This is a genomic window from Fulvivirga sp. M361 (genome assembly GCF_007097395.1).
GTDB lineage: Bacteria > Bacteroidota > Bacteroidia > Cytophagales > Cyclobacteriaceae > Fulvivirga.
Genome location: NZ_VKDC01000023.1, coordinates 65,531 through 87,573 on the forward strand (window position 1 = coordinate 65,531; position 22,043 = coordinate 87,573).

At 39.6% G+C, this 22,043-nt stretch carries 21 protein-coding genes and 1 pseudogene; 13 read left to right on the forward strand and 9 right to left on the reverse strand.

Annotated features, from left to right (window positions below):
• Window positions 1-46: 46 nt before the first annotated feature.
• From FNH22_RS21680 to FNH22_RS21700, 5 genes are all read left to right on the forward strand, one after another.
• Entirely contained in the window at window positions 47-988 is a 942-nt protein-coding gene (locus tag FNH22_RS21680; protein WP_143400546.1) for a cbb3-type cytochrome c oxidase N-terminal domain-containing protein, read from the forward strand.
• 15 nt (window positions 989-1,003) lie between these two features.
• Entirely contained in the window at window positions 1,004-2,425 is a 1,422-nt protein-coding gene (gene ccoG, locus FNH22_RS21685) for a cytochrome c oxidase accessory protein CcoG (RefSeq protein ID WP_143400547.1), read from the forward strand.
• Between the two features lie 66 nt (window positions 2,426-2,491).
• Entirely contained in the window at window positions 2,492-2,923 is a 432-nt protein-coding gene (locus FNH22_RS21690) for a FixH family protein (RefSeq protein ID WP_143400548.1), read from the forward strand.
• Window positions 2,924-2,972: 49 nt separating this feature from the next.
• On the forward strand, window positions 2,973-3,662 hold the full coding sequence (locus FNH22_RS21695; protein ID WP_143400549.1) for a sulfite exporter TauE/SafE family protein: 690 nt from the start codon (window positions 2,973-2,975) through the stop codon (window positions 3,660-3,662).
• A 191-nt stretch (window positions 3,663-3,853) separates the two neighbouring features.
• On the forward strand, window positions 3,854-4,390 hold the full coding sequence (locus FNH22_RS21700; RefSeq protein ID WP_255518126.1) for a hypothetical protein: 537 nt from the start codon (window positions 3,854-3,856) through the stop codon (window positions 4,388-4,390).
• Window positions 4,391-4,635: 245 nt separating this feature from the next.
• Here FNH22_RS21700 and cydB read toward each other — a convergent pair.
• The 3 genes and pseudogenes from cydB to FNH22_RS21715 all read right to left on the reverse strand — a co-directional run bounded on the left by cydB (window position 4,636) and on the right by FNH22_RS21715 (window position 7,793).
• Window positions 4,636-5,673 (reverse strand): annotated as a pseudogene (gene cydB / locus FNH22_RS21705) (cytochrome d ubiquinol oxidase subunit II).
• A gap of 3 nt (window positions 5,674-5,676) precedes the next feature.
• Window positions 5,677-7,056 carry a cytochrome ubiquinol oxidase subunit I gene (locus tag FNH22_RS21710; protein ID WP_143400550.1) on the reverse strand — a complete coding sequence of 460 codons (1,380 nt, stop codon included), beginning with the start codon at window positions 7,054-7,056 and terminating at the stop codon, window positions 5,677-5,679.
• 221 nt (window positions 7,057-7,277) lie between these two features.
• The gene (locus FNH22_RS21715) at window positions 7,278-7,793 is read right to left on the reverse strand and encodes a GNAT family N-acetyltransferase (RefSeq protein WP_143400551.1); all 516 of its coding nucleotides are present in this window, start codon (window positions 7,791-7,793) and stop codon (window positions 7,278-7,280) included.
• A 270-nt stretch (window positions 7,794-8,063) separates the two neighbouring features.
• Here FNH22_RS21715 and FNH22_RS21720 point away from each other — a divergent pair, with 270 nt between their 5' ends.
• The 4 genes from FNH22_RS21720 (at window position 8,064) to FNH22_RS21735 (ending at window position 10,958) form a co-directional block, all read left to right on the forward strand.
• Window positions 8,064-8,564: a hypothetical protein gene (locus FNH22_RS21720; RefSeq protein ID WP_143400552.1), complete on the forward strand. Its 501-nt coding sequence runs from the start codon at window positions 8,064-8,066 to the stop codon at window positions 8,562-8,564.
• Window positions 8,565-8,575: 11 nt separating this feature from the next.
• Window positions 8,576-9,277, forward strand: coding sequence for a DUF547 domain-containing protein (locus FNH22_RS21725; protein ID WP_143400553.1), 702 nt, complete (start codon window positions 8,576-8,578; stop codon window positions 9,275-9,277).
• A 2-nt stretch (window positions 9,278-9,279) separates the two neighbouring features.
• A complete protein-coding gene (locus FNH22_RS21730) occupies window positions 9,280-10,167 on the forward strand; it encodes a hypothetical protein (RefSeq protein ID WP_143400554.1) in 888 nt (295 codons plus the stop codon).
• A 200-nt stretch (window positions 10,168-10,367) separates the two neighbouring features.
• The gene (locus FNH22_RS21735) at window positions 10,368-10,958 is read left to right on the forward strand and encodes an SGNH/GDSL hydrolase family protein (RefSeq protein ID WP_255518127.1); all 591 of its coding nucleotides are present in this window, start codon (window positions 10,368-10,370) and stop codon (window positions 10,956-10,958) included.
• Window positions 10,959-10,989: 31 nt separating this feature from the next.
• On the opposite strand, the gene FNH22_RS21740 is transcribed toward FNH22_RS21735, so the two are convergent.
• The 3 genes from FNH22_RS21740 to FNH22_RS21750 all read right to left on the reverse strand — a co-directional run bounded on the left by FNH22_RS21740 (window position 10,990) and on the right by FNH22_RS21750 (window position 15,736).
• Window positions 10,990-13,014, reverse strand: coding sequence for a GAF domain-containing protein (locus FNH22_RS21740; protein ID WP_143400556.1), 2,025 nt, complete (start codon window positions 13,012-13,014; stop codon window positions 10,990-10,992).
• Window positions 13,015-13,391: 377 nt separating this feature from the next.
• Window positions 13,392-14,465 (reverse strand): response regulator, encoded by a 1,074-nt coding sequence (locus tag FNH22_RS21745; RefSeq protein ID WP_143400557.1) that lies wholly within the window; start codon window positions 14,463-14,465, stop codon window positions 13,392-13,394.
• 26 nt (window positions 14,466-14,491) lie between these two features.
• A complete protein-coding gene (locus tag FNH22_RS21750; RefSeq protein ID WP_143400558.1) occupies window positions 14,492-15,736 on the reverse strand; it encodes a PAS domain-containing sensor histidine kinase in 1,245 nt (414 codons plus the stop codon).
• A 136-nt stretch (window positions 15,737-15,872) separates the two neighbouring features.
• Between FNH22_RS21750 and FNH22_RS21755 the strand changes: the two genes are divergently transcribed.
• Window positions 15,873-16,334, forward strand: a complete 462-nt coding sequence (locus FNH22_RS21755; protein ID WP_143400559.1) for a universal stress protein — start codon at window positions 15,873-15,875, stop codon at window positions 16,332-16,334.
• Between the two features lie 56 nt (window positions 16,335-16,390).
• Here FNH22_RS21755 and FNH22_RS21760 read toward each other — a convergent pair whose 3' ends face one another.
• Together FNH22_RS21760 and FNH22_RS21765 are read right to left on the reverse strand one after the other, a co-directional pair.
• Window positions 16,391-17,197: a universal stress protein gene (locus tag FNH22_RS21760; RefSeq protein WP_143400560.1), complete on the reverse strand. Its 807-nt coding sequence runs from the start codon at window positions 17,195-17,197 to the stop codon at window positions 16,391-16,393.
• Between the two features lie 10 nt (window positions 17,198-17,207).
• On the reverse strand, window positions 17,208-18,014 hold the full coding sequence (locus tag FNH22_RS21765; RefSeq protein ID WP_143400561.1) for a universal stress protein: 807 nt from the start codon (window positions 18,012-18,014) through the stop codon (window positions 17,208-17,210).
• A gap of 149 nt (window positions 18,015-18,163) precedes the next feature.
• Between FNH22_RS21765 and FNH22_RS21770 the strand changes: the two genes are divergently transcribed.
• The gene (locus tag FNH22_RS21770; protein ID WP_143400562.1) at window positions 18,164-19,261 is read left to right on the forward strand and encodes an adenylate/guanylate cyclase domain-containing protein; all 1,098 of its coding nucleotides are present in this window, start codon (window positions 18,164-18,166) and stop codon (window positions 19,259-19,261) included.
• Between the two features lie 28 nt (window positions 19,262-19,289).
• Here FNH22_RS21770 and FNH22_RS21775 read toward each other — a convergent pair whose 3' ends face one another.
• On the reverse strand, window positions 19,290-20,042 hold the full coding sequence (locus FNH22_RS21775) for a 7-carboxy-7-deazaguanine synthase QueE (protein ID WP_143400563.1): 753 nt from the start codon (window positions 20,040-20,042) through the stop codon (window positions 19,290-19,292).
• A 155-nt stretch (window positions 20,043-20,197) separates the two neighbouring features.
• Here FNH22_RS21775 and FNH22_RS21780 point away from each other — a divergent pair, with 155 nt between their 5' ends.
• Together FNH22_RS21780 and FNH22_RS21785 are read left to right on the forward strand one after the other, a co-directional pair.
• Window positions 20,198-21,055, forward strand: a complete 858-nt coding sequence (locus FNH22_RS21780; protein ID WP_255518128.1) for a DMT family transporter — start codon at window positions 20,198-20,200, stop codon at window positions 21,053-21,055.
• Window positions 21,056-21,122: 67 nt separating this feature from the next.
• A complete protein-coding gene (locus tag FNH22_RS21785; RefSeq protein ID WP_143400565.1) occupies window positions 21,123-21,866 on the forward strand; it encodes a YebC/PmpR family DNA-binding transcriptional regulator in 744 nt (247 codons plus the stop codon).
• Window positions 21,867-22,043: the final 177 nt, after the last annotated feature.

The following is a 22,043-nucleotide window of genomic DNA, read 5'->3' on the forward strand; positions in this document are numbered from 1 at the left end:
AATGATGGTTCAGAAACGAGAGTAAATCCTTAAAGCAATATACACAATGAAGAGTATTTTATATAAAGCCTTAGTAAGCCTGACGTTCATTTTTGCTGTAACTGGTGTTCAGGCACAGGGTACCCAGGCTGCAGGCCTTTCAGTTGAAAGTCAAACAGTATTTTACATCGTTACCGGGTTTGTCTTTGTTATTGCTTTGCTGGTATTGGCCGTATCTGTAGTAGTATTGCAGTTATTGAAGACTTTTGTCAGGCAACAAGCCGAGCAACTGGCAGCTGAAAGAGGTGAAACCCTGGTGGAAGAGCCGGGTTTGTGGCAACAATTATGGAATAAACTCAACGATTTCAGGCCAATGGAAGAAGAAGGCGATATCGTACTGGACCATAATTACGACGGGATACGTGAACTTGATAATCACCTGCCACCCTGGTGGAAATGGCTGTTCTATGTTACAATAATTTTCGCGGGGGTCTACCTTGCCGTTTATCATGTATTTGATACTATGCCTTTGCAAGAAGAGGAGTATATGGCTCAAATGGAAGAAGCTGAAGCCCAGGCTCAGTTACGGATGGCTAATCTTCCTGAGAGTAACGTGGATGAAAATACAGTGGTAATGGTGGAAGATGCAACCTTATTAAGTAAGGGAAAACAGGTATTTAATAATAACTGTGCACAGTGCCATAAAGAAACAGGGGCAGGAGGGATTGGTCCGAACCTGACAGATGACTATTGGCTGCATGGAGGTAGTATACAAGATATATTCCGTACAGTGAAAGTAGGTGTGCCTGAAAAAGGAATGATATCCTGGGAGCCACTTCTTTCTCCTGATCAAATGCAAAATGTGTCGTCTTATATTATCACTTTAAGGGGTACTAATCCACCCAATGCGAAGGCGCCACAGGGAGAATTATATGTCCCTGAAGCCCCTAAAGAAGAAGTAGTTGAAACGGATACGCTTGAAACAATAGCAGCACTTGAAGGAATTTAAATAGCGGGGTTGAGCATGGAGGAAAATCTTTATCAGTATGATGATGAGTTTAGGGATAGCATTGCTACAGTAGATAGCTCCGGGAAGCGTATTTGGGTATATCCCAAAAAGCCAGGTGGTAGTATGCATAATGTGCGTGTGGTGGTTACCATACTTTTACTTTCCATTTTATTTGCAGGTCCTTTCTTGTCAATCAACGGTAGGCCATTATTATTACTTAATTTCTTTGAAAGGAAATTTGTCATCCTGGGGCAGGCTTTTTGGCCCCAGGATTTTTTCTTGTTAGCACTGGTTTTGATCACCTTTTTCGTTTTTGTAATATTATTTACGGTGATATTTGGTAGGTTATGGTGTGGTTGGGCCTGCCCTCAGACACTTTTTATGGAGATGGTGTTCCGCAAGATAGAGTACTGGATAGAAGGAGACGCCAACCAGCAACGCCGACTTAATAATGCTCCCTGGAATGCAAAAAAGATTGGTAAAAAAATCCTTAAACAAACTATTTTTGTTGCCATATCCTTTCTGATCTCACATACGGTGATGGCATATTTAATCGGTATAGATCAGGTCAAAGAGATCGTCCAGCAATCCCCGATGGAGCACCTTTCAGGTTTTATTGGATTAATGGTCTTTACAGGGATTTTTTATTGGGTATTTGCTGTATTTCGCGAGCAGGCTTGTGTGGCAGTGTGTCCTTACGGACGACTACAAGGAGTATTACTGGATAAAAAGTCCATCGCGGTTATGTATGATTGGATACGGGGAGAACCAAGAGGCAAGCTGCGTAAAAATACAGTTCAGGCTGACCAGGGAGATTGTATCGATTGCAAATTATGCGTACATGTATGCCCCACCGGCATAGACATACGAAATGGAACACAGTTAGAATGTGTGAATTGTACTGCATGTATCGATGCATGTGACGAGGTGATGGAAAAAGTAAATAAGCCGAAAGGGTTGATCCGTTATGCTTCTTACAATTCAATTAAAGAGGGGTCTCAGAAACTTTTTACATCCAGGGTTGCGGCATATTCTGTTGTGCTGTTAGCCTTACTTTCCTTCCTTTCTTTCTCATTGGCTACCCGGTCTGACATTGAAATGACAGTGCTCAAGGTTCCCGGTCAATTGTATCAAAAAACAGAGGAGGGTGATATTATGAATTTGTACAATATACAGTTTGTGAATAAAACTTTTGAAGATATAATTTTGACGGTGAGAGTATTAGATAATGAATCGGCGCATATGTCGAAAGTAGGGGGCGGTAATGTAGAAGTGCCTTCTAATGGATTAGCGGAAGGAGTGTTTTTCATTCAATTACCCGCTGAGGAAGTAACTAATGCACGAACTACGCTAAAGGTAGGTGTTTTTCATAATGATAAATTACTGGAAACGTCAAAAACGAAATTCCTTGCTCCGGTCAGCGCATCGGGTAGGTGAAAGGTAGAGTTTTAAAGGGGGCTGTTTGATGACAGCTGTTTATATCTAATTTAAAAAGAATGTAGTATGAATTGGGGGCTTAGAATAGTAGTAGCATTTATTGGATTTGTTGCCGTAATCATTACTCTGGTCGTAATTAGCATGCGGCAAAATATCAATTTGGTAGCTGAAGATTATTACGTGCAGGAAATAGCTTACCAAAAGCAGATAGATAGAGTGAAAAATCATATGGATTTGGGGCAACTTGGACTTGAGGTAGAACTGGAACCTGCTACAAATCAAATAGTGGTTAAATCTTCCAGTCAGGGTGAATTAAAAGGTACCGTCTATTTCTTCAGGCCGTCAGATGAACGTCTTGATAAAAGTTATCACTTAACACTTTCTGACGGAAAGCAGCTATTTAACAGTTCAGATTTTGCCAAGGGCCTTTGGAAAGTCAAAGTGAGCTGGACGGAAAATGAAAAAGAGTATTATTACGAAAAATTGTTGGTAATATGAATTGTGAGATCTGTTCCTTTTTTGTGGTGAACTTAATGTTTTAATACAAATGGTTTTAGTAAGTGGATTGCTCATAGGTCTTTTGGGGAGTTTACACTGTATAGGCATGTGCGGGCCTATAGCTACTGTAGTTCAAGGGCATGGTCAGACGTTAAGTCCGTTGATCTATAATATGGGTAGAGTTATGGCTTACCTTATATTAGGGTTGGTATTTGGGTTAATAGGTGAAGGAATAGCCCTCTTTGGGATACAACAGACACTATCTGTTTTTATGGGCATTACAGTGATCGTATTTGCTCTATACCCACGCTTTCAGGGCAGACTGGTAAACACGCCATGGCATCGTATGGTGATCAGTCCATTGCGCAAGCTACTTACTGGTGTTTTAAAAAAAGGTGGGACGCTCAGATTTCTGTTCATTGGTTTTTTAAACGGGCTATTGCCTTGTGGGCTGGTGTATTTAGCCATTGCCAGCGGGCTTGCATTGGTAGATTTAAAGCAGGCAGTGATTCTGATGATGGGTTTTGGCTTAGGTACGTTGCCCATGATGCTGGGCATTGGCTGGGGAGCTATGCAGCTCAAAGGAAAATTCAGTAAAGCATTCCGGCTCATCATCCCTGGCTTCGCGGTTATAACAGGGGTGTTCCTGGTAGTACGTGGATTGGCCCTTGATATCCCTTATTTAAGCCCTGTAGCATCTTTTGTGGGGTTAGGAAATGGTGTGGTGACATGCCATTGAAATAATCGATAGCTGGACTCTACATGGACATAAAGAGCCAGCTAAAATGCTAATAGACTGACTGTTTTTAGGTTAAATGCAGCTTTCCTCTGGTTTTGACTCATGACCAAAGCCCGTTAACTATCAAGCAATTTCATATCAGATGAGGGATGACCGCTATACTCAAAATATCATAGCATAATCCTTAGAATTTGCTTATCTTCCTTGTTAAAACGACCAAAATCGACTCATCAATCACCCATATAAGGCCTCGTTTTAAGCTGATCGTTCCCTATTCTCAGGAAGAAATGCTGGAACGATTAAGGTCATTACTGGAAAGTGCTCCAAAGAATATTAACGGTAAGTTAATTGATAATCATATTGTTTTGAATATCGCTGGGAACGACGTACACTACTGGTCGCCTCAATTAAACTTCCGTGTAGAAAAACACGAGCAAGACCCCAGCCATTCGGTTATTTCAGGTCTAATCGGACCCAGACCTGCGGTATGGACATTGTTTATGTTCATTTACTTTTCCGTCGGAATAGTTGGTTTTTTTATCTCTTCGTTTGGGCTTTCCAAATGGTTGCTGGGAGAGTACTCTCACTTACTACTGGCATTTCCTATCGCAGTACTCTTCATGTTAACGGCTTATCTGACCGGGAGATATGGGAAAAAATTAGCCAAAGATCAAATTGTTATACTTAAACAGTTTGTGAGAGATGCTGTAAACCTTGAAAAAGATTAATTTAAGGGTCTGACTATGACAGAATAGATCTGACTATATCAAATCCGGTTCGACCTTTCAGGATTTGTTCCACGAATACGCTCTAATGTATCAACTCTTAAAACGGTCTTTGGCCTTTGATTGAAGCCCACTTATACCAGGCAGTTTCATAACTTCGTACCGATAGACATACAGGGTGGAATCAATGTATAATTTTGGATGAAAATGGGAAAATTTCCACCCATTCAACTAAGCGAGCTTTAATGCTAATAACTGGTTTCATCCAGTTTGACCTTACCTTTAAATGTTCTGTAAACAAATATGGTGTAGGCGGCTACCATGGGGCCACCTATGGCTGTAATGGTAAGCATAATGGAAAGTGATTTTTCAGAAGAAGCCGCGTTGTAGACCGTTATGTTAAATGCCGGATCTACAGTGGAAAGAAGTAGAGTAGGATATAATTCCACAGCAACCATTATAAGCAAAAAGCTTATGGTCATAGAGGAAAATATAAAGGCCGTTTTGTATTTACGTTTATTAGCTAGTCGGGGTACGTTAGCTATGCTTAAAAAAGCTAGCAAAGGTACAATAAAGTAGGAAGGGTGGCCTTTGAAGGTATCTGATAAATGCGGAATATAGAGTAGGGTGTAGAGTGAAGTAATACCGAATGTAACCATAAAAAAGATCATACCCCTTTTGTATAGAAAAGTCAATTTGGCAAACATGCGTCCTTCCGTCTTTAGTAATAAATAAATGGCCCCATGAGACATAAAAAGGGCTAATGTAGTGGCGCCGGTCATAATGGCATATGGGTTTAAGAATTCAAAGAAACCGGTTCCTTCATATTCAAAGTTTTTACCAATAGCGATGCCTTACAAAACATTTCCCAGCACTACGCCTAGGAGAAATGCCAGCATAATACTGGATATACTATAAGATATGTCCCACATGCTGCGCCACCATTTCATAGGCTCTTTACTACGGAATTCAATAGATACTGCCCTGAAAATAATAAAGACCAGGAATAGTATAAATGGAGTATACATAGCTGAAAGCAACGATGCGTAAAGCACTGGAAAGCCTGCGAAAAGAGCTCCACCCCCTATAACAAGCCAAACTTCATTCCCATCCCAAACAGGCCCTACGGCGTTAAGGGCTATTCTCCTGTTCTCCTCCTTCCGAAAAAACAGATGCCATGCACCTGCTCCAAAATCAAAGCCATCCAATATTGCATAGCCGGAAAATAGTCCTCCAACTACTAAAAACCATAAAGTGGGGTAATCCAGACCAAATAATGTTTCCATAGCTTAACTTCCAGTGATTACATGAGCAATATCAGACTGTAAGGGGCGGTCATCTGTTTTACTCTCATCATACGGCCCCTTTTTGATTTTCTTATTTAACAGGTAGATAAACAGCATGAAAAGTATCAGGTAAATAATAAAGAACAATATAAGCGAGAACAAAACCTGATTGGCTGTAACTGACTTGGACAGGGCATCAGATGTTTTTAGTAAGCCATAAACCACCCAGGGCTGACGGCCCATTTCCGCTGCAAACCAACCAACTTGGTTAGCAATTTGTGGTAGAAATACGCTAAATGCAAATATTCCCAGTAGCCAACGTTGAGAGAATAATTTTTTCCTGTACCATGCAAAAGAAGCATATAGTGTGAGAGCAATTAGAAACATACCAATGGCTACCATGATGTGATAAAACTGGAAAATTGCATTGATTTGTCCAGGGCGTTCATCTTCAGGAAAGGCGTTCAATCCTGTCACGGGTGCGTCGAAATCGTATTTCAATAGAAAAGACAGGCCTCCTGGTATTTTAATGCCTGTCACTTTTTGCTCTTTTTTACTCACCCAGCCCATGATATACATATCGGCAGGGGCACTTTCTTCAAAATGTCCTTCTAACGCGGCAAGTTTGGCAGGTTGGTTTTTAGCTACACCATCCGCCGAACTATGCCCGGCGACAAGTTGGCCTAACGAGGATACTGTCGCCACCAATAAGGCTATTTTAAATGCTTTTTGCGATAAGATAACATACCTGCCTCTTAGCAAGTAGTATGCATGAACACTGAGCACCAGGAAGGCACCGGCAAGAAAAGCACCTAACCAAACATGTATTAGCCGGTCCATACTGGAGGGGTTGAATACCATTGCCCAGAAGTCAGTGATCTCTGCCCGCGCATTTAAGCCGTCGCCCACTATGTGGTAACCTGTGGGGGTTTGCTGCCAACTGTTGGCTACCACAATCCAAACGGCAGAGAACATGGAGCCAAAAAAGACTCCTACTGTGGAAACAAGGTGTACCCAAGGTTTTACGCGGTTCCAGCCAAATAGAAGTATGCCAAGAAAACCACTTTCCAATGCAAATGCGAAGATACCCTCGGCGGCTAAAGCGCTTCCAAATACGTCGCCAACGTATCTGGAATAGGTGGCCCAGTTCGTGCCAAACTCGAATTCCATCACAATGCCGGTGGCCACACCTATGCCAAAAGTAAGCGCAAATATTTTAGTCCAGAAATAAGCCAGCTTTTCATATTCTTTATTGCCGGTCTTTATATATAAACTTTCCATTATCACCATGATCAGGCCTAAGCCTATGCTCAGAGGAGGATATATGTAGTGGAAGGATACAGTAAAGGCAAACTGAATGCGAGCAAGTATTTCAACGTCCATAACGTGATGTTTTAGATCGCAAAATCACAGTGATTTTAGCAAGGCAAAGTAACGATTGATCTTTTACAAAAATCCTATTTTATAAGGAAAATTAGTGTTGGCCCTGAAGGATTTAGAGCGTTTAGCCGCGTGCTGGAAATTATTTTAATTTGTCAAGAACAATAGGGAAATTCTATGGTACTAATGCGACTGTGGCTAAAAAAGCGATCTGGTCAGTTTGACTAAAGATCTATTCTCATTAACAAATCAGATTGTTCATCTTTGCCCAATGTGAAGGTATGTGTGTCAAACTGACGGAAGCCGTTGGTTTCATAAAAACGAACCGCTTTCAGGTTTTTCTCCCAAACGCCTAACCATACATGTTCGAGCCCAACCTCTTTGGCGCGATGAATAGCTTTTTGTAAGAGTAATCTGCCTAACCCCGAACCCTGGGCCTCTTTTATCACGTAGATGCGTTCCAGCTCTAGCCCGGTTTTATTCTGGAGTTCGGTCTGGGCGTTACCATAATTGACCTTAATGTAGCCTGCAATTAATTGGTTGTTGCGGGCAAAGAAAAATTCTGAGTCAGGGTTTAAAAGCTGGTCTCTCAGAGCAGACAGACTAAAATTTTCTTCAAGATAAAGCGCCATATCTTGCGTTGTATTTTGATGTCCATAAGTATCCTTGAACGTTTTGATGCTCAATTTTCGGAGCTCTTCCAACTCTGTCAGGGTTGCTTTTGTGATCTCGATAGCCATACTTAAAAATAATCATTAGACGACAATAAAGGAAAGTTGATATGTTAATGATTGATAAACAGATCGTTATGATCAGTGTTGTTTAAGTCTTGGCGATGTTAAATTGTCAGGACGGCGATAAATTCCTCAAACTATTCCGGCTGTGATACTTTCGTGAACCTTTAAACTTTCATTTGTAATGTGAACGACAAGGGCTTACAAAAACATTGAATTTGTTTACCCTGTTTATTAATCGACCGTAATAGTTTAAAAATCAAAACAATGAGAATCATGAACAAATTACTTCTTTTATGTTTATTTTCCATTTCCGTGTTATCCTGTGAGTTAGCACAACTTAACGAACCCACAGGCCTTGGAGGAGATGGAGAGATGGGTGAAATGACTCCTGTAGTGGAAGAACCAACTACATTTCCTGCTACCCTGGAAGATTTTGAGCAAGCATTTCATGGTGGATCAGCGTTAAATTGGGGGGCACAGCTTTTTACAGTAGCCGGCATGAATGGCTTTCAGCAATGTCGTCTGGATGATGTAATGACCATCAATGATGACAATACCTACAGTTATAGTAATGGCGCTATTCGATGTGGCGGCGGGGATGTTCCAACAAGGTCGGGGACCTGGAATGTTACGGACGACCTTCGTAACATTGTTTTTGATCAGGGTACAGCAGATGAGTACACCGTACAGGTTAATGGTTTTGCTGATGGCGTGATCTCACTTTCCGGCCAGTACATAGGTTTGGCAATAAGAGGAATTTACTCAAATCAATAACTGTATGACTTATGAATAAGCTTTTTGTCATTGCAGGTCTGATACTAGCTAGTGCTACTGTTCAGGCCTCAGATTTTTTCACCCTGGCAGATCAGTTTTTTTCAAAGCATGTGCATGAAGGTAAAGTGGCGTATAGTACTATCAAATCAGACCAGGCTGAACTGAATGCTTTATTGGAAAGCATTGCTGCCTTTGATTTGAAAGGTGCAAATTCCGTTACTCAAAAAGCGTTTATGATTAATGCATACAATGTTCTGGCCATTAAAGGTATCATCAATAAATATCCTGTAAAATCCCCCATGAAAGTATCGAATTTTTTTGATAACAAAATATTTATAGTGGCTGGAAAAAAAATGTCATTGAACCAGTTGGAGAAAGAAAAACTGTATCCTATGACCAAAGACCCAAGGTTACACTTCGTATTAGTGTGTGCAGCCGTGAGCTGTCCGAAGCTGGCCAGTTTTGCTTACAAGCCGGAAACACTCGAGCATCAGCTCGAAGAAGTAACAAAGAAAACACTGAATGATCCTGATTTCATAAGAATGAAGGGGTCTAAGGTAGAGCTTTCGGAAATATTCAACTGGTACTCGGGTGATTTTAAGACCAAAGGAAAATCAACATTGGACTACATTAATCAATATAGAACGGAAAAATTTCCAAGTTCCAGTAAAGTAAGTTTTTACACCTATAACTGGACATTGAACGACAAGTAATTATGGTCAATTCTAAGAATTTATTTTTATTGGTTATTGCTATAACATGGATGAATGTAGTAGTGGCCCAGGAGGAATCGAACCTGGAAAAGTATACTCCTTCTGTATTGTTGGAAAAGGGTAAATGGGAAATCAATTCATTTTACAACCTTTATACGCAAACTAAGGTCCGAGATCGAGAGGGAGACGAAGTATCGCTTGGTCAGCGGCAGACGTTCTTAAACGCTATGTATCAATTTACTTATGGTGTGGGACAGTCGGGTAGAGTTAACATAGGTTTTGACGTATGGGCTACAAGTGCATTGTATGATGATGAAGATAGTAACCCTCTTAAAGTATTGTTATTCAGTGGTGGAGATTTCAATAGAACCGCTGTAACAGGGATAGGTCCTCGCATACGTTATGTGCCGTTCAAATCGATTAATGGTTTTAGTGTACAATCCACTTTTCTGTTTCCTGTAGCAGAGGACCTTGAAACTCCTTTTTTTACTGCGCATGATCGTTACACCTGGTTTACACAATTCTTTTATGATCTCAAGTTGAATAGTAGTTGGCGACTGTTTTTAGAAGCGGATTTCTTATATAGAATAAAAAGAAACGATAATCAGGTCAATTTTTTTAGAACACCACTCAGTGGATTTATTAGTTATTTCCCAAGTTCCAGAACTACCATTTTCCTTAATGTACAATATGCTCCACGCTTTGAGAGGATTTCAAATGAACAGGACGAGACTTTTGGTCTTAACAACTGGTTTACACAAATTGGAGGAGGTATCAAATATCAGCTCAAGCCAAAACTAGGTATAGAATTATCTTACGGAAATTTTGTGGGCTCCCGACAAGATGGGGCAGGCTACGCCTTAAATTTAGGCTTCCGGTATATTCGCTAATAGATATTAGCCAAAACATTAACCGACAATTACCTCTTATGTGGTTAATGTTTTGGTAAATATTCTGGGATAGTCGATATTCATTGGGACTTATAGACTATTTCATGATACGTTATATCAGATTCTTATGCTTGTTTATTCTTTATATCAATATTTTACAAGCTCAACCTAAAAAAATATCACAAAAGACATTTTTGGCCTTGTGTGATTCATATACCATCGGGGAGAGTGTCAATGCTTCTGAAAGATGGCCCGTGCAGCTCGTTGAACGAGTCAATAACAGTCAGGACCGTTTTGTAATGACAACACCTACTATTATAGCTCAAACCGGTTGGACTGCTCAAGAACTTCGGTCTGCCATCGATGAAAAGCACCCTGGTTCTGACTTTGATCTGGTCTCATTGCTTATTGGTGTTAACAACCAGTACAGGGATTATCCGATAGAAGATTATCCTAAGGAGTTTGAATCACTCTTGAATATGGCAATAGAATTTGCCCGGGGTTCTGCTAAGAACGTGATAGTACTTTCTATTCCGGATTATGGATACACTCCGTTTGGAAACCCTAAAAAGGACAGGATAAGTGCAGGTATAAAAGCTTATAATGAAATCAATAAGAGGATTACTGATGAAAAGGGGGTGAATTATTATAACATCACTGATATTTCGAAACAAGGATTGGAGAAGCCAATGTTGATTGCTAAAGATGGCTTACATCCTTCCGGTAAGCAATACAGCCTTTGGATAGAACAAGTTATCCGGGATGAGGGTTTTTGGAAAATATTCAAGTAACAGTTGTACTGAAAAGTGGTTGTGTACACCTTCAATTCATCGCTATTTTTTCTTTCAGCTTGAGATTTTCGTTTTTCAAAGCCTCTTTTTCTTTCACATACTGAGTAATGTCAGTGACGAACTTGACTACTTTAACGGGCTTATTACTTGCATCTCTTATCACTGTATATGCTCCGTGTAAGAATACCTTATTCCCCAGTTTATTGTATCTCATAAATTCTCCATGTTCGGTGGTCCCCGTAATTACTCCATTCCAAAAATCTTCGTATTCTTTACTTTCTGCAAAGTCATTATCGACGAATATGCTATGGTGGTATCCCTTAAGTTCATCTTGAGAGTAGTGCATAAGTCTGCAAAAAGAGTCATTTGCATTTATTATCATTCCACTCGGATCAAACTCTATGGAGCTTATACCACTCTGTTCCATAGCGCTGATCTTGAATTCAATGTCTACTGATTTGCGTTGCATTTCTTCCTGAGTGGCAGAAAGTTCCTCCATATTTTGTCTCATTTCTTCTTCCTGGGCCCTTAGTTGTTCTGTCTGCTGTTGAGACTTTTCCAGCAGGTCGGTAGTTCGCTCGCTGGTTCTGGCTGCAGAAATAGCCGATGCTATAGTTTCACTTAACAGTTTCAGGAAATCAATTTCGTAGCTTTCATATTTTTTGAAGGACGCGATCTCGATTACACCATAAATATTGCTATTTACCTTCAATGGCAATATGATAATGCTTCTTGGATTAGAATCTCCCAACCCTGAACTAATGTTAACATAGTCTTCCGGAATATCTTCAAGGTATATTATTTCTTCTTCCACCCAGGCCTGACCTATCAACCCAATGCCTTTCGCTATTTCTTTTTCCACATACTTTTTTCGAGACCAGGCGTAGGCGGCCTTTAATTCCATTGCAGGGTTTTCTTTATCAGTGGTGTTCAATACAAAAATACCTCCTTGATTAGCTCCTATATATTTGACCAGGTTTTGTATGATATCATCGTATACCCCGCTTATGTCTTGATTTTCTCCGTCGTCACCTCTTAGTATATCACTGAATTTAGCAAACCCTTCTGTAGCCCAGTTACGTTTTTTATCCTGATGGTTAACCTCCTGAAGCTTATCTCTCATTTTGATCAGGGCATGTCCCAAACGATCATTCTCACTGGCGGGTTGAAAGTCAGTATCAAACTTTCCTTCGCCTACGCTTTCCGCAAAACCTGAGGCATTCCTGATATTCTTAACCAGTTTTTTTAAGTTTTTAAAACTGCTTCCAATCTCATCTTCAGCGTCATAACTAGCATCGAAACGTATATTACCTTCTGCCAGGTTAGCACACGCGTCACTAATTAAACTTGCTGGTTTTTTGAGGAATTTGTTGGATACGTAAACCCAGGTAATCATTAAAACTACACTAAGTGCAAAAAGGAATAGCAGGAACCATAGCAATTTAGCTTGCTTTAAGTCGGATTCTACCACATAAGCCTGTACTAGTCCATCCAAAGAAGCCATAAGAATTTCTGCGTTGGCATCCAGGTATTCGAGCGCTTTAACTATTTCAGGGTTAGGTACTGTAAATGTCTTCTGATATACTGCTACAGTAGAGTCAGGTCCATAAGATTGCTCTAGCCCCACAGTATCAATGGTGAGTGGAAGCTCCATCAGAACATTTGCGCTGAGTTTAAATGGACGCCATTGAGCATTGACTTTTTGGAGTATTGGTAAAATGTGGTCAGGACTTGCCGGAAGCTCTACAGCATCTTCAAAGCCTGGGGCTATACCGCCTTCCTTTAATACGCGAAGAGACGCATCAAGTAATTCTATGGTCTGTTTCAGGTCATCTTTGGCTGGTTTACCATCCCTTACCTGCTCTGCGTATAACCCTACAAGTTGCGAAAGCGTTCTATTACGTCCTGAAGTATTGATAACAGCATTATCCACGTCTTGTTTTTCCATGTAATAGACGACACCGATAAGGTTAAATAAGATGATGAATGCTGCAAATAAAAAAAACAGACCTAATTTCTGATCGATACGCAGGTCCTTGAAATTTCGGATAGACATAGAGCTTAGATGTTGATAATCTGGGGTTTAATATACTTTTTGGTAATAGTATATCAACAATCCTAACCTACTACATTCTTTGTCGTGTCAATAATGATGACGTAAGTTGTGAGTTTAAATTTCTGATATCAAATATAATTTTTGAACTAAATTATGGCAAACGTACTCTGTTTGACTGCCGATGTAGTGATTTTAAGTGATGTATGTAGACATCCAGCGGCAACATAATGGTGTTCAAAGGGCATGGACTACTCTATTTGGCTTGATTTTATACAATGTAAGTTATTATTGATAATATGCACGATTTTCTCGTAAATTAAAGGACGAAACCTGATATAAGGTATCCATTTACAATGGGTTACGATAGAAAATCCATTTTATCTAACCGTGTGCCATTTCTGTACAGCTCGTAACTTTTCCAGGTCTTTTATAATGATTTTGCTATTCTTGGACTCTACTATTTTTTCTTCTTTGAAGTCTGAGATGACACGTATCACTGATTCGGTGGCTGTACCTACCATGTTTGACAGGTCCTCTCGGGATACGTTTAATGGGAAATTATCCTGTTGATTTGGGTTGAATTTGCTATATACATCTATTAGTGCCTCAGCAGTTCTTTGACGTACAGAATTATAAGCCAGGTTGAGCAGTTTTTGCTCTTTGTCGCTTACCTTATTGGATAACAGTTCTATGAATTTTCGTGCTACCTCGCGGTTAGCATATACAAGATCATAAAATTCTTCTCTTGGCACACTTATGATGTAAGAATCTTCCATAGCCTCCGCCGAGTCGGGATGGGTTTTGCTTTCAAGCAATGCCTCATAACCGAAGAATTCCCCTTGTGAATAAATGGCCGTGATCAACTCTTTGCCATCCTCATTGGTTTTTATAGTTTTAATTTTTCCGGATTCAACGAAATACAGGTAATTAGGGTACTCTCCTTCACGGAATACGTCGTGCTTTTTTTTACACAACCTCGATTTACGGTCTTCGTATAGCGTTTTTAGATTATATTTATTTTTTGCGTCCCGTAGAAATGTATTTAATCCTTCCGAGCTATTACTGTAATCTTTTTTCAAAGCGTCAGTCTTTTTTAATCGTGCTTCTACGGCACCCAGCAGCTCAGTATCTTCGAATGGTTTTGTCAGGTAATCATCTGCTCCGAGCGTCATCCCTTTTCTCATATCAGCTCTTTCAGCTTTTGCGGTTAGGAAAATGAAGGGGATTCCAGCAGTGGATTCCTTTTTTGCCAGAATATGTAATACGCCGTATCCATCCAATTCCGGCATCATAATATCGCATATGATTAAATCAGGGAGGTCACTGGAGGCCATGGCTACCCCTTCTTTGCCATTAGAGGCTTCCAGGGTTTCAAAATCATCCAGCTGAAGGATTTCAGCAATGTTCTCTCTTATTTCCTGGTTATCTTCTATGATTAGTATTTTTTTCATGGTTAGTCGAAGTTATGGATATGTCTTTATACTATTGGTATATTCACTGTGAATGTTGTACCGTAGCCTAATTTACTTTGAAAACTGATCTGACCTTTCAATAATTCTACGTATTTCTTTACAATGTTCAAACCCAGTCCGGTGCCTTGGATATTGGTGGCGTTTTTGGCCCGGAAAAATCGTTCGAACATGTGTTTTTGATCTTCAGGTGGAATACCAATGCCATCATCCTTAATGCTTATTTTTAAGTTTTTTTCTGTATAGTTTAATGTGACTTTTATATCTCTTTGTGAGTATTTTATGCCATTTGAAATCAGGTTAACGAAAATGATCTGAATAACCTTGTCATCCGCTTCAAATTCTCGTTCTTTTCCTTTGATTAACAATTTAATATTTTGATCTGACAGACAAAGAGGTGTTACTTGATCAATTACTTCTTCTGCAATCATACTGGCATTAACCGTGGTAAGGTTAAGGCCTATTCTACCTTCTTCTAATTTGGAAACTGATAAGAAGTCGTCTAATATTTCTTTCAAATTACCGATGGCGGTCTTTATCTTGCCTACATGCTTTTCGCGTTTGCCTTCATTTTCCGGTTTGCTATAACGTTCTATGAGTGAAGCAGAAGATAAAATGGTACTTAATGGTGTTCTGAATTCATGTGAAGCCATAGAGACAAACCTCGATTTCAGTTCATTTAATTCCCTTTCCCGTTCCAGGGCTTTCCGGGCCTCATTTTCTGCTTTTATACGTACATTGATTTGCTCTTCAAGGTTGGTATTTGTTTTTTCAAGGGTCTGAATGGTACGATCAAGCTCTTCTGTTCTTTCTTTTACGCGATGTTCCAGTTCGGTTGCATAGAGAATGAGTTGTGCTTCACTTTTTTTAAGCGCAAGTTCTATTTTTTTTCGCTCTGTGATGTCAATGACAAAAGCCACGGTATGCGTAGTGTTTTTTAAAATAGCTTGATTTAAACTAACCTCTACAGAAAACTCTGAACCATCTTTTTTAGTACCGTTGAGCTCTCTGCCCACTCCCATTTGGCGCGGCATAGGATTACTCGTGTACATTTTGCGCATTCCTACATGCGCTTTACGCAAAGACGGGGGGATCAGTGATTCTATACTTTTATCAATCAATTCACCCTGTTCATAGCCAAACATATCACTGCACGATTTGTTTGCTAACACTATGATACCTTGATCATTAATTACCAGAATTCCCTCCTGGCAAGTTTCAAAAATTACCTTAAATGTCCTTTCTCGGTTCATTTGGTTATAATCAAAATTGGGCTCCTAAGGGTGCCAAAAATATGATAAAAATCAGTAATAAAGTTGATTGCTGATCGTAATTAACAGCTATATACCTATTACTTTAGTATTATGATAAACAGGTTATTTTTATAGTATGCAGTTATTTCAGCGTATTCTTTATCCTACTGACTTCTCAGATAACTCAATAGAGTCAATGAATTATGCCATGAAGGTGTGCAAGACGCATGACGCGGAGTTATTTATTTTATATTCTTATCGCTTGAATAACAATGGAAATTCAGATGGCATTTCGCATAGAAATAATCTGGCGCATATCGGTCGTGAAGAGTTTGAAAAGGTGAATAAAGAATTATTGAGTACATCTGGTGTTAAATATTCCTTTTCATCTGAGATAGGTTTTATTGTTGATAGAATACTGGCTAATACCTTAGACTCGAAGGTGGATTTGATCGTGCTTTGTGATAATATGCTGCGAAAAATTGAGCAGAAACCTGAAAAGGGTAAGGAGAAACTGCTTAAGCGAATCAATTGTCCTGTAATGTTTGTGCCACCGGAATTGGTTGCGCCAAGCGAATTTACCAAGCTTCAGGCATAGCGTTGTAACGTAACTCGAATTCGAGTAAGTTGGTAATGCGAATAAAATACACCTTTCTATTCATGGAATGTGAGTAGTGGTACATCCAGTTGAGTAGTAATGCTGTCAGTAATGCTATGATGTGTAAGGCGTTGTATAAAATTACGATGACGTGGCATAAGTGCTAACGTGTTAATGTTCCTCTCTTTTAAATAGGTTAAGATACCTTCTTCTATGTTTCTTTCATCAATAAAGAAAAAGGAGTGTTTTATACCTGCGAAAAACTCGTGTAAATGTATTGCCTCATCACTCTTTTTCTCTGTGAGTTTATCAAGGGATGTATTTACTTTTAATAGATGCAACTCTGCTTCATAAGCTTTTAATAATTCTCTAAAGTTATTTAAGGCTGACCATTGTTTTATTTTTTTGAGATCTATCGCAAATACGATTTTATTGAAAGTGAGTTTTTCAATATGCCCGGGTATCATCAATATCGGAGTAGCGATTTTTTTTGTCAAGTCAATTAATAAATGATTGTGCCCCGGTTCCGATTTATCTTGGACCATATCAGCACCCAGAATGATCAAGTCATAGTGAGGACTATAAGTCGTGATTACATCCAGGACCTCACCGAATTCAATTTTATAGACAAAGTCCGGGTTTAGCCATAAAGGTGTAGTTAGTTTTAAATTATCAAACCTTTTATAGGCATTTTCAATTTGGGGAATAACGCAATTTTTCAGGTCAGACGTGACGTAATCAATGGAAATGACATTGAGAATAGTAAGATGGGCATTATGAGCTTGCGCAAACTTGCAAGCTTGTTCTAACGCGTTTAGGGAATGTGGAGTGAAATCCACCGGCGCCAATATCTTACGAAACATGATAGTGATGTCATGGTGAGTTTACAGGGCATATCAGTAGGGGGAGTTTCAGGCTAAAAGCTAATTGTTTCGAAATACTTCGTTTAAAAGGATCTTTTTGTTTATCCACTCTATGAAAAACTACCAACAAGTCAATGTTATGCTTATCACCAAAATCTTTGATGGAGCTTACAATATCAGACTCATTAATTTTATAGAAAGAGCTTGTATTATATTTGAAAATGTCACCAAATACCGATTTTTTCTTACGCTCATCTTCAGACTTTACCTCGCGCTTTTTATTTTCCTGGACAGTAAAAATATGAACCTTGGGATTAAAAACCTCTGCAAGAAAAGAGATAACATATAGCTCTGATTTATTTGGGGACTCCAAACTGTCCATAGCTAAAGCCATTTCTTTAAATGTCAGGATACGGCAGTCTTTTGGTACGGATATTATACTGCAGCTTGTGTCGGTGATTAAGTGGGCCGTTATGCTGCCTATTTTTATTTCATGTAACCCGGAAGCTCCCTTCATACCCAGGATGACTACATCCACTTTCTTGTCCTCGATGGTGGACTTGATCTCTTCTGGTACAAGCCCTACCCGTATGAGGAAAGAGGTACGCACAGTCCTTCTGAACATATAATCGTGCCTGATCTGTTCAAAATTGTCTTCGATGGCATCATCTTCCAGTACCTGGCCAGAAGTAGTTTTTACGTGTAAAACATACAAATGCGCGTTGATCTGATCAGCCAGGTTGATGGCATAAACCAATGCATTTGAGGCTTCTTTAGAAAAGTCGGTACATACCAATATACTCTTGAGATCTTGCATAAGGGGATACTTTGGTTTAAGACAAATGTATTAGTGAGATACAATCTATCTAATGACCACCTTCATATTACTCCTTGACCTTTATCAGGTAGTAACCTTCAGCATGCTTTTATTTCAACCGCTTTCAGGTTACTTTCGTTATCATAACCATGAGTCGCAGATTTCTCATCCAACTGAAAAAAATCCTTGTAATTATTGCCCTATGGCTTATCATAGGCTTCCTGGTGACTGTATATGACTATTTTAGCCTGATCTCTGATTTTTCAAAAGGACCTGTAGATGACTTTTCATTTACCCGGACCCTGCTGTTTAACCTGATCGCTGCATTCATGGGAAGTGCAATGGGTGCGCCTTTTCTGGTATTTTATGTAAATGAAAAGCTGAGAGACCGGCCGTATGGGTATACCTTATTGGCCGTGGCTGTTTCTTTTGTTGTTATCGTAACCGTTATTACTATTATTCTGGGATGGTGGCTAGTGAAACAAATGACCGGAAATTGGCCGTATGCTTCCTCTTTGGCTACTGAACAGTTTTATGACTACCTGATTAATCCTTTACATGTCAAAAATATCATCTTGTGGTCTATGATTACACTCTTAACACAGTTTCTTCTGCAGATCAATGATAAATTCGGGCATGGGCTGTTATGGGACTTTCTAAGAGGGAAATATAATAAGCCTCAAGATGAAGTAAGGGTCTTTATGTTCCTGGATCTGATGGATTCCACGGCCATAGCCGAGCGGCTAGGCAACAAGAATTATTATAACCTGTTGCGTGACTTTTATGCTGATATTACTAACGATATCATTTATAATGCAGGTGAAATATACCAATATGTAGGTGATGAAGTAGTGATTTCCTGGAAGTATGACAAGGGTGTTCAGGACCATCACTGTATTCGGTGCTTTTTTGATATACGTAGTAAGATCAGTTCGTTGGAAGATAAATACAGGGCGAAGTATGGAATAGTGCCTGACTTTAAAGCCGCTTTACACTATGGTCATGTTATGGCCGGGGAAATAGGTATTATTAAAAAGGATATTACTTATTCCGGAGATGTATTGAATACAACGTCCAGAATACTTTCTATGTGTAATGCGTACAAAAAGAGGTTGATTATTTCGGGTAATTTATTCCGGTCATTGCAGGAGCTTGAAAGTTCTTTTGATTCCGACAGGATAGGGGAGGAATACCTTCGTGGAAAGAAAGAAAAGGTAGAACTTTACGCTATTTCTCCTTTGCTTTAACAGCCATCAGGGTGGCGCCATAGTAAGTTTATACGCCCCTTTTATTACCCCAAATGTGTATGTGAAGCCGGTCTGTATAGTTAAACCCATATTTTTTACAAGCCTCTACTAACCATATTCGTTTTTTCTTCAGTTCTTCTGCACTTACACCTTGTGGCATAAGAAATACCTGCTCAGTTCGTATAGTATGACCTTTTACCATAGACAGGACTTCTTCCAGATCGGTAGTACTCTCAATCACATATTTGAAGTAAGCCTTGGAGTTGTTCCCGAAAAAATCCAGAACTTTTGGTTTAATTCTCAAATGGTCACTGTTACCTGAGTTTTTAAGCTTTGGAGATACATTGTATTGATCCACCCATGGGTCAAGTGAAATGTTGGGAATAATTGTTCCATTGGTTTCTATCTCTATCTCAAAACCTTCTTTGCTGCTCTTAAGTGTACGGCACAGAGTGGCCAGCTCATTTTGCTGGAGTAGTGGTTCTCCACCGGTTATCACAACGTTTTTACAGTTGAATGACTGTATTATGTTATTAATTTCCTCTACGTTAAGTTCAATGATCCATGCCTTTTTATCATACTTTGCGTAATCTGGGATTTCATCATAATTATGTTTAAAAGTAGTGCCTTTCCAATTCCAGGTGTAGTCAGTATCACACCATACGCAGTGAAGGTTGCATAAGGAAAGTCGTACGAATACACTCGGCTTTCCTAAGCTTTTTCCTTCGCCCTGGATGGTGTGAAATATTTCGGGTCTATCGTTTAAACATGCTAATTTCATATGGAAGAGGACGGTAAAATGTCAATACCTTCTGTCAACTGCAAAGTAATACAAGCTGAAGGTAATACGATCAATAAAGGCACTGAAATTACCCTGGGTTTGATAACTTACTGACCTTCCTTTTCATTCTCCCACTTTTGGTTCTTATTTGCAGCATGTTCAGCAAAGGGGTGATGTTTATGATGATTTCTACGTTTCTCTTTGCCATTATGAACGTTTTTATCAAGCTGGTACCCAATATTCCTGCTGTAGAAATCGTCTTTTTCAGATCTTTGATATCCCTGGTGATCAGTGCAGGCTGGTTGCGGGCAAGTAAAATTGATTTGTTTGGAAAGCGTGAAAACAGACCCTTATTAATATTAAGAGGGTGTAGTGGTGCCATAGCGCTGGTTTCTTTTTTTTACCTGTTGCAGGTTATTCCATTGGCTACGGCTACCGTATTACGTTTTCTTGCCCCGGTGTTTACGGCTATCCTTGGTATTATGATTGTAAAGGAAAAAGTTAAGCCCGTGCAATGGCTTTTCTTTGCCATAGCTTTCTCAGGGATAATTCTGGTGCAGGGGTTCGATTATCGTATTACGCCGCTATATGTTTTGTTGGGACTGGGAGCTTCTTTTTTTTCAGGATTGGCTTACAACTTCATACGCAAGATCAAAACCAATGAAGACCCTCTGGTGATCATACTCTATTTTCCATTGATTACGGGGCCGTTAACCGGTATTTATTCCGCTTTTCATTGGGTGCAACCTAAGGGGATAGAGTGGTTGTATTTATTGTGTATTGGCCTGCTTACACAATTTGCACAGTATTTTATGACAAAATCATATCAAATGGAGGAACTTTCTAAAGTTTCAAGTATCACTTATACAGGAATCTTGTATGCACTGTGTTTTGGCTGGATATTTTTTGATGAACAGTTTAACTTTATGACTTACCTTGGGATGGGGCTGGTAATGATGGGAGTAGCCTTCAATGTATGGTATAAGAATCGACAAGCTAAACTGCTAAAATAAGTATCTTAAGGTTACTGTTCGGGTAAAGAAAAGGGAATGGTTAGAAAACGGCTAACACAATTATAATATGTCAGGACATAGTAAATGGTCTACTATCAAGCGAAAGAAAGGGGCCAACGATGCGAAAAGAGGAAAAATATTTACAAAGCTTATCAGGGAGATTACGATAGCTGCGCGTGAAGGGGGTGGCGATCCTGATGGAAACCCAAGATTAAGGCTTGCTATCCAAAATGCAAAAGGGCAAAATCTACCTAAAGATAATATTGACCGTGCTATCAGCAAGGCATCCGGTGCGGATGCCGAAACCTATACTGAGTTAACATATGAAGGGTACGCTCCGGCCGGGGTAGCTGTTTTTCTTGAATGCGCTACGGATAATCTTAACCGGACAGTTTCACATGTGCGCTCACTTTTCACTAAATATGGAGGTAGTCTGGGAGTGAATGGATCTGTTGACTATATGTTTGACAGAAAAGGGATGTTTCTGGTTCCAAAAAAGCAGGGAATGGATGAAGATGAACTTACACTGGAATTAATAGACGGAGGAGCTGAAGAGGTAGAGTTTTCAGAAGAATATGTGGAAGTGATATGTGCCATGGAAGACTTTGGCAATATGCAGGCTAAACTGGAGGCCTTGTCTCTGGAATCTGAATCGGCGGAACTTCAAAGGGTTCCTACTACCTTGGTGAAGTTAAATGATGAAGACTTTGCGAAGGTGATGAAACTGATTGATGCCTTTGAAGATGATGACGATGTGCAAAAGGTGTATCACAACATTGAGATCAGTGCATCGCAATTGGAGACAATATAGGATAAAGAATTTGACTTTTAAGGTCCCCTGATTTTGTATGGCTATATAAGAATAGAGGCCGTCTCAAAAGTGATTGAGGCGGTCTTTTTACTTTTACAAGGATTGAGTTTTTGATTTAACGATTAGCAAGCTTCTTTTTCAAAAAGGCAAGAGTTGTCCTAAGCCTATGCCGCCTTT

Coding starts and splice junctions, on each gene's coding strand:
- FNH22_RS21780 (WP_255518128.1), top strand. CDS start 20,198: ATGTTCAGCAAAGGGGTGATGTTTATGATGATTTCTACGTTTCTCTTT.
- FNH22_RS21765 (WP_143400561.1), bottom strand. CDS start 18,014: ATGCAAGATCTCAAGAGTATATTGGTATGTACCGACTTTTCTAAAGAA.
- FNH22_RS21710 (WP_143400550.1), bottom strand. CDS start 7,056: ATGGACGTTGAAATACTTGCTCGCATTCAGTTTGCCTTTACTGTATCC.
- FNH22_RS21720 (WP_143400552.1), top strand. CDS start 8,064: ATGAACAAATTACTTCTTTTATGTTTATTTTCCATTTCCGTGTTATCC.
- FNH22_RS21695 (WP_143400549.1), top strand. CDS start 2,973: ATGGTTTTAGTAAGTGGATTGCTCATAGGTCTTTTGGGGAGTTTACAC.
- FNH22_RS21715 (WP_143400551.1), bottom strand. CDS start 7,793: ATGGCTATCGAGATCACAAAAGCAACCCTGACAGAGTTGGAAGAGCTC.
- FNH22_RS21785 (WP_143400565.1), top strand. CDS start 21,123: ATGTCAGGACATAGTAAATGGTCTACTATCAAGCGAAAGAAAGGGGCC.
- FNH22_RS21680 (WP_143400546.1), top strand. CDS start 47: ATGAAGAGTATTTTATATAAAGCCTTAGTAAGCCTGACGTTCATTTTT.
- FNH22_RS21750 (WP_143400558.1), bottom strand. CDS start 15,736: ATGAACCGAGAAAGGACATTTAAGGTAATTTTTGAAACTTGCCAGGAG.
- ccoG (WP_143400547.1), top strand. CDS start 1,004: ATGGAGGAAAATCTTTATCAGTATGATGATGAGTTTAGGGATAGCATT.
- FNH22_RS21770 (WP_143400562.1), top strand. CDS start 18,164: ATGAGTCGCAGATTTCTCATCCAACTGAAAAAAATCCTTGTAATTATT.
- FNH22_RS21755 (WP_143400559.1), top strand. CDS start 15,873: ATGCAGTTATTTCAGCGTATTCTTTATCCTACTGACTTCTCAGATAAC.
- FNH22_RS21690 (WP_143400548.1), top strand. CDS start 2,492: ATGAATTGGGGGCTTAGAATAGTAGTAGCATTTATTGGATTTGTTGCC.
- FNH22_RS21745 (WP_143400557.1), bottom strand. CDS start 14,465: ATGAAAAAAATACTAATCATAGAAGATAACCAGGAAATAAGAGAGAAC.
- FNH22_RS21775 (WP_143400563.1), bottom strand. CDS start 20,042: ATGAAATTAGCATGTTTAAACGATAGACCCGAAATATTTCACACCATC.
- FNH22_RS21730 (WP_143400554.1), top strand. CDS start 9,280: ATGGTCAATTCTAAGAATTTATTTTTATTGGTTATTGCTATAACATGG.
- FNH22_RS21760 (WP_143400560.1), bottom strand. CDS start 17,197: ATGTTTCGTAAGATATTGGCGCCGGTGGATTTCACTCCACATTCCCTA.
- FNH22_RS21725 (WP_143400553.1), top strand. CDS start 8,576: ATGAATAAGCTTTTTGTCATTGCAGGTCTGATACTAGCTAGTGCTACT.
- FNH22_RS21740 (WP_143400556.1), bottom strand. CDS start 13,014: ATGTCTATCCGAAATTTCAAGGACCTGCGTATCGATCAGAAATTAGGT.